At 64.3% G+C, this 10,191-nt stretch carries 9 protein-coding genes; 5 read left to right on the top strand and 4 right to left on the bottom strand.

The annotated features are described in order from the left end of the window. The coding region (locus AC1D0Z_RS11870; RefSeq protein ID WP_477658449.1) for a 7TMR-DISM family protein at nt 1-1,192 on the bottom strand (1,192 nt) is incomplete at its 3' end. A 292-nt stretch (nt 1,193-1,484) separates the two neighbouring features. On the opposite strand from AC1D0Z_RS11870, the gene AC1D0Z_RS11865 reads away from it, so the two are divergent. Continuing rightward, on the top strand, nt 1,485-3,155 hold the full coding sequence (locus AC1D0Z_RS11865; RefSeq protein ID WP_477658450.1) for a SulP family inorganic anion transporter: 1,671 nt from the start codon (nt 1,485-1,487) through the stop codon (nt 3,153-3,155). A 67-nt stretch (nt 3,156-3,222) separates the two neighbouring features. On the opposite strand, the gene bamE is transcribed toward AC1D0Z_RS11865, so the two are convergent. Further along, on the bottom strand, nt 3,223-3,744 hold the full coding sequence (bamE, locus tag AC1D0Z_RS11860) for an outer membrane protein assembly factor BamE domain-containing protein (RefSeq protein ID WP_477658448.1): 522 nt from the start codon (nt 3,742-3,744) through the stop codon (nt 3,223-3,225). A gap of 138 nt (nt 3,745-3,882) precedes the next feature. Here bamE and AC1D0Z_RS11855 point away from each other — a divergent pair, with 138 nt between their 5' ends. From AC1D0Z_RS11855 to AC1D0Z_RS11840, 4 genes are all read left to right on the top strand, one after another. Further along, a complete protein-coding gene (locus tag AC1D0Z_RS11855) occupies nt 3,883-4,110 on the top strand; it encodes a DUF3460 family protein (RefSeq protein ID WP_477658447.1) in 228 nt (75 codons plus the stop codon). A 94-nt stretch (nt 4,111-4,204) separates the two neighbouring features. Next, nucleotides 4,205-5,086, top strand: a complete 882-nt coding sequence (locus AC1D0Z_RS11850; protein WP_477658446.1) for a segregation and condensation protein A — start codon at nt 4,205-4,207, stop codon at nt 5,084-5,086. 188 nt (nt 5,087-5,274) lie between these two features. Then, entirely contained in the window at nt 5,275-6,885 is a 1,611-nt protein-coding gene (nadB, locus tag AC1D0Z_RS11845) for an L-aspartate oxidase (protein ID WP_477658445.1), read from the top strand. 39 nt (nt 6,886-6,924) lie between these two features. Continuing rightward, nucleotides 6,925-7,284: a 5-carboxymethyl-2-hydroxymuconate Delta-isomerase gene (locus tag AC1D0Z_RS11840; protein ID WP_477658444.1), complete on the top strand. Its 360-nt coding sequence runs from the start codon at nt 6,925-6,927 to the stop codon at nt 7,282-7,284. 21 nt (nt 7,285-7,305) lie between these two features. On the opposite strand, the gene pabB is transcribed toward AC1D0Z_RS11840, so the two are convergent. Together pabB and nadA are read right to left on the bottom strand one after the other, a co-directional pair. Beyond that, nucleotides 7,306-9,057 carry an aminodeoxychorismate synthase component I gene (pabB, locus tag AC1D0Z_RS11835; protein WP_477658443.1) on the bottom strand — a complete coding sequence of 584 codons (1,752 nt, stop codon included), beginning with the start codon at nt 9,055-9,057 and terminating at the stop codon, nt 7,306-7,308. 72 nt (nt 9,058-9,129) lie between these two features. Then, nucleotides 9,130-10,191: quinolinate synthase NadA (nadA, locus tag AC1D0Z_RS11830; protein ID WP_477658442.1), on the bottom strand; the 1,062-nt coding region annotated here is incomplete at its 5' end.

Here is a 10,191-nt window from a genome sequence, read left to right as displayed (position 1 = left end):
GGTACAGGGCCATCAGCAGGAAAAGGATTTCCAGGGCGGCACCGATTTGCGCGCCGAATTGCGTGGCCGTGCCCAGGGGCATCATGCCCTGCGTGCGCAGGATGGGGAAGATGGAGCCCACGGTGAGGCACACCATCGCGGCCATGATCCAGATACCCACGGCCGGCCGGCGCCAGGTGTACCAGGCGGAAACAAAAAGGTAGACGGCGATGCTTCCAACGTAGTAAGGCGTGGCCAGGTTGAAAGACGACTTGTTCCCCAGAGCCAGGAAGGCCAGCACGATCGCAAGGCCCAGAACGGTCATGGCCAGCAGTCCGCGGGAAAGCCAGGGCACATCGCGGTCAACCACCATCTGGCGCAGTACAAGATGCAGCAATGCGGCAGTGGCAAGAGACAGCCCCACGGGCGCGCAGTCGTTCCACCAGGCATTGCGGGGCCAGAAAAATTCCCCTGCCAGGCCGGTCAGCGACAACTGGCCAAGCGCCACGACCAGCACATAACCGGCATACAACAGGTGGATGGAATCACGCCAGGAGACCGCGTGGAAAGCGCTCATCAGCGCCATCAGCAACACCAGGCCGATGTAAACCCCCAAAAGGAGGTGCCATTGCTTGGACTGCTCGTGAAAACTGCCCGGGTCGGACAGAACCCAGTGCATGCTGATCGGGTAGTTGTGGGTGACCCGAAGGTAAGTGGGCCGCGTCTCACCGGGGCGCAGCAGCATCTCGAACGCCGGTGTCAGGTGGCGCACCGGCCACTCAGCCACCGGGATCGAGTCACCTGAACGCCTGATTTGCCATTGCCCCGCAGTGAGAGGGTCCAGCGAGGGGCGGTACAGCGAGACACTGTCCATGTTGGGATGCGGCGTTGTGAGCATGACGCGTGTGGGCTGGCTCACGGCAGGCAGCGTTAACCGGTACCACAGTGCATGCCCGTCGCCGGTGGGCATGATCCGTTCGGGCCTGGCCGGCTCGCCTTCACCCGCTTCAAAATGGCTGTGGGCCTGCTCAAAGGTCAGCGAACCGCTGCTGTCAACCAGCACCAGCCCCTGGCCCACCAGGTCAATACCTGCCGACGGCACGCTTTGTGCAATGGAAATGGCTTCAGGCGAAAGCGGGCGGGCCGTTTCCTGCGCAACGGCCGCAGCATGGGCCAGCAGCAAGGCCGCCACACAGGCGGACAGGCGCGGCAACGTGACAGGGAAAAAACTTAAAAGGCCAAACAATCACTTCCCCAAAAAACCATACCCAGATGATCAAAACGGGACGACACTGACGATTCGGCCCTGAAATCACGCGAAAAGTAATTATTTTGACCTAACAAAACCCTCTAATGTACCGAATGTTGGCGCTTCGAACAATGGAAAAAAGTCATACGGGACGCGCCATCTCAGCGTGCCCGCCTGCACTGTCATCTGCGCCGTCGTCCAGGCCGTCATCCGCACCATCAGCCACGCAAATGCCGCGCCACAGGCCTTTCGCATGATGCATTTACCGGCCTATCTTGCCCCGTTCCGCCCGCGCCTGTTTGCGGCGCTTGCCGGCTATACGCGCGAGCGTTTTATCAAGGATGCCGGCGCCGGCGTCACGGTGGGGATTGTGGCTTTGYCGCTGGCCATGGCCTTTGCCATCGCCTCCGGACTCAAGCCCGAGGCCGGCATCTGGACGGCCATCATCGCCGGCGCGCTGATCTCGGCGCTGGGCGGTTCGGCGGTACAGATAGGGGGCCCCGCGGGCGCCTTTATCGTCATCGTCTACGGCATTCTTGAACGCTATGGCCTGGCCAACCTGCTGATTTCCACCGCCTGCGCGGGCGTGCTGCTCTTCCTGCTGGGGTTTTTCAAGATGGGCACGCTGGTGCGCTACGTGCCGGTGAGCATCGTGGTGGGTTTTACCAACGGCATCGCGGTGCTGATCGTACTGTCGCAGGTCAAGGACCTGCTGGGGCTGGTCGTTCCCAAGATGCCGGCCGATTTTTTCTCGCAGATCAGGGTGATCGGCGGTCACCTGGACAGCTTCAACCCTTACGCGCTGGGACTGGGGCTGGCCTGCCTGCTCGGCCTCTTTGTATGGCCCAAGCTGTTTGCCGCGCACACGCGAAGCGCCGGCGGTTTCACCACCCGGCTGATCAGGCTGATGCAGGCTGTCGAGGGCGTGCAGCTCAAGCGGGCCACGCGCATGGCGTCGCGCATGCCGGGGCCGATTGTGGCGCTGGTGACGCTGACCGCGTTTGCCTGGCTGCTGAGCCTGCCGGTGGAAACCATCGGCACGCGTTTTGGCGGCATCCCGCGGGCGCTGCCGGTGTTTGCGCTGCCCGATTTCTCCTGGGAAACCGTGCGGCTGCTGGTGGCGCCCACCATCACCATTGCGCTGCTGGGTGCGGTCGAATCGCTGCTCTGCGCACGCGTATCCGACCAGATTTCCGGCCTGCCGCGCCACGACCCCAACCAGGAGCTGATGGCGCAGGGCGTGGCCAACTTTGTAGTGCCTTTTTTTGGCGGCATGCCCGCCACCGGCACCATCGCCCGCACGGTGACCAACGTGCGCTCGGGCGCCACCTCCCCCGTCTCGGGCGTTGTGCATGCCCTCACGCTGGTGGTGGTGGTGCTGGTGGCGGCCCCGCTGGCCGTGCATGTGCCGCTGGCGGTGCTGGCCGGCATCCTGCTGTATGTGGCCTGGAACATGGGCGAATGGCGCGAATTCGCCCGCCTGCGCCAGGCCAGCAGCCACTACCGGCTCATCATGCTGGGGACGTTTTTGCTCACCGTGGTTTTTGACCTCACGGTCGCCCTGCAGGTCGGCCTGATCCTGGCCTGCGTGCTGTTTGTGCGGCGCATGAGCACCCTGTTTCAGGTGGTGGAGGTATCGCGCAGCGCGGACGACGCCAGCTTCCAGCTCTACGGCTCGCTGTTCTTTGGCGCGGTGGCCAAGCTCGACCCCATCCTGAACGTGGTGGAAAGCGCGCCCAAAGGCCTGGTGGTCCGGCTCGACGTGCAATCGCTGCAGTCGCTGGACACCTCCGGGCTCGATGTGCTGGAACAGCTGCACAAGGCCATCGTGCTGCGTGGCGGCCGGCTGGTGCTGGCAGGGCTCAATGCGCAGCCGCGGGCCGTGATGGAGCGGTCGGGCTTTCTGGGAAAAGTAGAAACGCTATGAAAACAGGAGCTGCTTGCGCGCGTCGCTATTGGGTTGCAGCCTATTCCTCTTTATAAATCCAGGCACATCAGCGATTGCCGCCCGAGGCGCTGCCACTTTCATCGTCCACCGAGCCCGTGCTGACCACCTTCAGGTCCCGGTCAAGCACCACGGTAAAAATGCGTGCCGCCGACGGTGGCTCCATATAGCGCCAGTCGTAATGGGTTTCCTGTTTCAGCGCGTACGTGGTGACCTTCATCGGCTTGCCCAGCATTTTGCGCACCTGCTCCATGCGCATGCCGGGCTGCACCTTGGCGAAATTCTGCGGCGTCAGCACCTGCCGCAGCGCGCTCATCTTGCCGTCTGCGCCTATCGTGATCATGTAGTTGACCTTGCCTTCCGGCTGGCGGTTGTATTCCAAGGTGCGGGCGCCGGGCGCCGCCGCAGCGCCGGGCTGCGGCGTTTCGGCCATGTCAGCGGCTTCCCAGATTTTTTCGGGCTCGCCAAAGCGGGCGCGGACATCGGCTTCCGTGGCCACGCCTTCTTCCAGCTCGGCAATACGCTGCGCATCGCACGCCACCAAGCCCAGGACAAATGACAGCAGACCCATACAGATCACCGCTTTGGAAAAAAGTGCCGGAAAGCCCGCCCGGGACGGCGCAAACGAGGGCGGGAAAGATGGTGGCAAGGAGCGCAAGGCAGACCCCGGTAAAATCAGGCAACTATACGATTCAGGCAGTTTAGACCCATGTCCCTCCTCAACTTCTTCCGCCGCTCCGACTACACCTCTGATACCACGCAGTTCATCGACCAGTTGAAGGCCAACAAGCCCACCCTGGAAGCCGAACAACGCGCCGGGCGCGCGCTGCTGTGGGACAAGAACCTGAACCGCTCCGAGCAGGCGGAATACGGCGAGGCCAAGGTTCCCCAGCAGCCTTACGTGTACGGAACCAGCAGCCACCCGAACGGAAAATAAGGGCCCAATCGGCCTCCAGCCCTTGCAGGACATGCGCAAGCAGCTATATTTTTCATAGCAAATCATTAGCGCATTCACCGCTTCGGCCTCTTTCATGTCCCAAACCCCTTTTTCACCGTCTCCCCAGGAGCTGCCGCCGGCGGCAGGGCAAGAGCTGTCCGAGGCCCTGAGCCCGGCCATGCCCGCGGTGATTGACCAGGTGGCGCTGGCGCGCCTGTACGGCGAGCCGTTATTTGCCATGCCGCAGGACCTGTACATCCCGCCGGATGCGCTGCAGGTCTTCCTGGAGGCGTTTGAGGGACCGCTGGACTTGCTGCTGTACCTGATCCGCAAGCAGAACTTCAACATCCTCGACATTCCGATGGCCGCGGTGACGCGCCAATACCTCACCTATGTCGACGAGATTCGCGGCAGCAACCTGGAACTGGCGGCCGAATACCTGCTGATGGCGGCCATGCTGATCGAGATCAAGTCGCGCATGCTGCTGCCGCCCAAAAAGGTCGCCGAAGGCCAGGAGCCCGAAGACCCGCGCGCCGAACTGGTGCGCCGCCTGCTCGAGTACGAGCAGATCAAGCTGGCCGCCCACAAGCTCAACGAAGTGCCGCAGTTCGGCCGCGATTTCCTGCGCGCGCAGGTGTATGTCGAGCAATCGCTGCAGCCGCGCTTTCCCGATGTGCACATCGTGGACCTGCAGGACGCCTGGCGCGACATTGTCAAACGCGCGCGCCTGGTGCAGCACCACGTCATCTCAAGAGAAGAGCTTTCGGTGCGCGAGCACATGAGCATCGTGCTGCGCAAGCTGCAGGGCCGCAAGTTCCTTGAGTTCGAAGACCTGTTCGACGCCACGCGCGGCATGCCGGTGCTGGTGGTGACCTTCATCKCGCTGCTCGAGCTGTCGAAAGAAGGCCTGCTGGAAGTCACGCAGGCGGAGGCTTTCGCGCCCATCTATGTGCGGCTGGCATACACCCCCGCCTGAATATTGCCCCCACGGTCGCTCACTTCGTGTAGCTTCCTGCCCCCCGAGGGGGCCGCTGCGCCTGCGGTCTGGCGAAGCCAGTCCCGCGGCCCCTGCTTGGTTCAACAGCCTCCCATGCTTCCCGTGGGCCATCATGTATATCCCCGCGGGAAAACCTGGTTTCCATCTCAACGGTGAGTGACTTATCCATGACCTCCGGCAGCCTGGGTTCACACAACTTCGACGTCCTCATCATCGGCAGCGGCCTGGCGGGGCTTTCTGCTGCGCTGCTGCTGGCGCCGGGCCGGCGTGTGGCGGTGGTGACCAAACGTGCGCTGGGCGATGGGGCCAGCGGCTGGGCGCAGGGCGGCATGGCTGCCGTGCTGGCAGAAGGCGACTCGCTCGAGCAACACGTGAGCGACACGCTGGTCGCAGGTGCCGGTCTCTGCGACCTGCCCGCCACGCGCGCCGTGGTCGAAGGTGCGCCCGAAGCCATTGCCTGGCTGCGTGGGCTGGGCGTGGCCTTTTCAGAAGACGCCGGCCACCCCGGCGAGCTGCACCTGACCCGCGAGGGCGGCCACAGCCAGCGCCGCATCGTGCACGCGGCCGATGCCACCGGCGCAGCCGTGCAGCGCACACTGATGGAACAGGTCCGCCAGACGCCCGGCATCACGCTTTATGAACACCACATGCTGGTCGACGTCATCACCGACCGGCATCTCAAACAACCCGGCAACCGCTGCTACGGCGCCTATGTGCTCGACACCGCCGGCGGCGATGTGCTGACCTTCAGCGCCGGCCACACGATCCTGGCCACTGGCGGCGCGGGCAAGGTGTACCTTTATTCCACCAACCCCGACACCGCCACCGGCGACGGCATTGCCGCAGCCTGGCGCGCAGGTTGCCGCGTGGGCAACATGGAGTTCATCCAGTTCCACCCGACCTGCCTCTACCACCCGGACGCCAAATCGTTTTTGATCACCGAAGCCGTGCGCGGCGAGGGCGGCAAGCTGCTGCTACCGCCTTCCGCCGGCGGCGGGCGCTTCATGCCCGCGCATGACGACCGCGCAGAACTCGCGCCACGCGACGTGGTGGCCCGCGCCATCGACTTCGAAATGAAAAAGCACGGCCTGGACTGTGTCTACCTGGACATCTCGCACCAGAGCCCGGCTTTTTTGCAGGAGCACTTTCCCAACATCCTCAAGCGCTGCCTCGAGCTCGGCATCGACATCACGCGCCAGCCCATCCCGGTGGTGCCGGCCGCGCACTACACCTGCGGCGGCGTGGTGACCGACCTGGCCGGACGCACCGATGTGGCGGGCCTCTATGCGGTTGGTGAAACCGCCTGCACCGGCCTGCACGGCGCCAATCGCCTGGCGAGCAATTCACTGGTGGAGTGCGTGGTGCTCGCACGTGCCACGGCCCATACGATTGAAGCCCAGGCACCCACCGAAGTCCCCGCCCTGCCCGCCTGGGACGAAAGCCAGGTCACCGATGCCGACGAGGCCGTGGTGATCTCGCACAACTGGGACGAGCTGCGCCGCTTCATGTGGAACTACGTGGGCATTGTGCGGACCACCAAGCGGCTGGAACGCGCGGCGCACCGCATTGCATTGCTGAACGCGGAGATCCAGGAGTTCTATGCCAACTTCCGCGTCACGCGCGACCTGCTGGAACTGCGCAACCTGGTGCAGGTGGCGGATCTGATCGTGCGCTCTGCACATGGCCGGCACGAAAGCCGCGGCCTGCATTTCAGCCGCGACTTCCCCGCTACCGCTGAACAGGCTGTTCCCACCGTGCTGGTGCCACCTGCAGGCTGACATTTTTTTTGATTTTTTTCACTCTCATCCGGAGCCCACATGMCTCACTTGACCGTTGAATACTCCAGCAACCTGGCCGGCTTTCCCAAGGCGGAAGTGCTGCAGGCGCTGAACCAGGCCGTTGCCGCCAGCCCTGAAATACAGAACGAATCCGACCTGAAAACCCGGCTGGTCGCACTGGAAAATTTTGAAATCGGCACGGCGCCGGCCTCACGCGCTTTTGTGCATGCCCAGCTGCGTCTGCTGTCGGGCCGCACGCCTGAAGCCAAAAAGGACTTGGGCGAACGCATCGCCAGCGTGCTGCGGCGCCTGACACCTCGGCCTGCGGGCGTGATGGTGCAACTGAGCGTGGAAATGGTGGACATGGACCGTGCGTCCTACGTCAAGGAAAAGCTTTAACGGCTCACACGAGCCGGGGCTTCATACCAGGGTCGCGGCGATCCAGCCCCTCAGGCTGTTCACAAACGCCCAGGCCTCTACCGTTTCCAGGGCGTTCACCCGCACCACACGTTCGGCCAGCCGGCCCTCTTGCAGCGCCAGCGCGCGGCCCACGCCCGGCAACAGGCCGCAGGCCAGCGGCGGGGTGACCCAGCGGCCATCCACCCGCATGGCAATGTTGCCGCGTGTGCATTCGGTGATCTCACCCCGCGCATTCCACAGCACGCTGTCAAACACATCGGGCGCGGTCGGCGTGAAAGCATCGTAATGCGCGCGTCGCGTCGTTTTGAAGCGTACAAATTCGCCATGCACCGCGTCCAGCGGGTTGCCGGCCAGTTGCAGGCGCACCTCAGGCGGTGACGGCTCCATGGCATAAGCCTGCGCTGTGAATTTTCCACCGGCACTGAGCAGCAAGCGTACCCGCCAAAGGCCTTGCGGGTGCGCCTCAGCCAGAGCCTGCAGGCAGGCATGGGCTTGCGCCGCATCCCACCGGTGGCCAAAGTGGGCGGCAGCAACCGCCATGCGCGCCAGGTGGTCGGCCTGGTGGCGCAGCCGGCCGTCTTCCAGCGCCAGGGTTTCCAGGATGTCGAAAGGCATGCTGGCACGCGCCAGAAAAGCCTGTTTGTGCCGCCATTCCTGCCATTCCGCTTGCGCCACGGAGCCCGAGGTGATGCCGCTGCCGATGCCGCAACGGGCCCGGATTCCGCGCAGGCTGACAGTGCGGATCGGCACGTTAAAAGTCGCCGCGCCGCCGGGCCGCACCACGCCGATGGCCCCGCAATACACGCCGCGCGGCCCCGCTTCCAGTGAATGGATGGCCTGCATGGCGCGCACCTTGGGTGCGCCGGTGATCGATCCGCAGGGAAACAGCGCGGCAAACACCTCAGCCAGACTGCAGCCGGGCCGCGTGCGCGCCTCGACGTCGGAGGTCATCTGCCAGACCGCGGGAAGCGGCTCGGTGTGAAACAGGCGCGGTACATGCACGCTGAAGGGCTCGGCGATACGCGACAGGTCATTGCGCAGCAGGTCCACGATCATCACGTTTTCGGCGCGCTCCTTGACTGACGTGCGCAGCGTTTCGGCCTGGGCCGCATCGCTTACGGGAGTCGCGCCGCGCGGCGCCGTACCCTTCATGGGCCGTGTCAGGAGGCGGTTGCCGCGCCAGTCAAAGAACAGCTCGGGCGACACCGACAGGATTTGCTCATCGCCCGTATCCACGAAGGCTGCATAGCCACCGGGTTGCGCGCGCTGCAGGGCCGCAAACAATGCAGGGGCTGGCGCAGCATCCTGGCCAGGCAGCAAGCGGCCCGTCATCTGGGCGGTGAAGTTCACCTGGTAATACGCACCGTTGGCAATCGCGTCTTGCAATGTGCCCAGGGCCGCGTCGAAAGCCGGGCGTTCAAGCCCCGGTTGCCACTGCACCTGCACGCCGGCGCCTGGCTCGGGCGATGGCCAGGGCAATGCTTCGTCATGCACCGCAAACCAGGCGAGCGGCCCGTCGGCGTCGTGCACCCTCAGGGCGGCATCAAAAGCCGGCGCGGCCTCATAACGCAGGTAACCCACACACCAGGCGCCCTGCGTGGAAGCCGCCTGTACGGCATCCAGCACCACCCGCACCTCGTCGAGCGTACGCGCCACCAGCACTGAGCGCGGCGCGCCGAAAGCACGGCGCAGGCGCGGCGCGGCACTGTCATGCGGATCCGAGAAGTCAATACGGGCCGTGATAGGGCTCATATCGGCCTCCAGCCCATACAGGACAAGCGCAAGCAGCTATCAAAACAGGAGCATCTTCGGCCCCGACCGACGTCAGGCCGCACCGATATTCGGTACCAGCCCCGCGGTGGGCTGGCCGTTTTTCAGCGCGGCGGTGAAAGCCAGCATGCGGTCTATCGGCAGCCGGGCGCGCAGGCCCAGGGCAGGATCTATCGTTACCTCATGCGCACCGGTTTCCAGCACATGGGCCAGCCCCGCCAGGCCGTTCATGGCCATCCATGGGCAGTGCGCGCAGCTTTTGCAGGTGGCGCTGTTGCCGGCGGTGGGCGCTTCAATAAACACTTTGCCGGGGTTGAGCGTGCGCAGCTTGTGCAGCATGCCGTTGTCGGTGGCCACAATGAATTCACGCGCATCCATCTCGCGCGCCGCCTTCAAAATTCCCGAAGTGGAGCCCACGGCATCGGCCAGCGCCACCACGTCGGCGGGTGACTCGGGGTGTACCAGCACTTTGGCGCCGGGGTGCTCTTCTTTCAGCGCCTGCAGTTCAAAGGCCTTGAACTCGTCGTGCACGATGCAGGCACCATTCCAGAACACCATGTCGGCGCCGGTTTCGCGCTGGATGTAGCTGCCCAGGTGCCGGTCGGGTGCCCAGAGGATTTTCTGGMCCTGGTCTTTGAGCGCACGCACGATGTCGAGCGCACAGCTGGATGTCACCACCCAGTCCGCACGCGCTTTCACGGCGGCGCTGGTGTTGGCGTAAACCACCACCGCGCGGTCCGGGTGGGCATCGCAAAACGCGCTGAATTCATCGACCGGGCAACCCAAATCAAGCGAACAGGTCGCGTCCGGGTCAGGCATCAGCACGCATTTTTCGGGTGAAAGAATCTTTGCCGTCTCTCCCATAAAGCGCACACCTGACACCACCAGCGTCTGTGCCGCATGGTCACGGCCAAAACGCGCCATCTCCAGTGAATCGGACACCAGGCCGCCGGTTTCTTCAGCCAGGTCTTGCAGGTCGGGGTGCACGTAGTAGTGCGACACCATGACGGCATTGCGGGCCTTGAGCAGTTCGCGGATGCGGGCTTTCAGTGCAGCGCGCTCGGCCTGCGTCGGCTCTGCCGGCACACGGGCCCAGGCCTGGTGGGTGCTGCAAAC

This window comes from Polaromonas sp. P1_E3 (assembly GCF_056405935.1).
Note: the sequence above shows the minus strand (reverse complement) of the source record. Positions and strands in the feature narration are given on the sequence as shown.

Coding starts and splice junctions, on each gene's coding strand:
- bamE (WP_477658448.1), bottom strand. CDS start 3,744: ATGGGTCTGCTGTCATTTGTCCTGGGCTTGGTGGCGTGCGATGCGCAG.
- AC1D0Z_RS11855 (WP_477658447.1), top strand. CDS start 3,883: ATGTCCCTCCTCAACTTCTTCCGCCGCTCCGACTACACCTCTGATACC.
- nadB (WP_477658445.1), top strand. CDS start 5,275: ATGACCTCCGGCAGCCTGGGTTCACACAACTTCGACGTCCTCATCATC.
- pabB (WP_477658443.1), bottom strand. CDS start 9,057: ATGAGCCCTATCACGGCCCGTATTGACTTCTCGGATCCGCATGACAGT.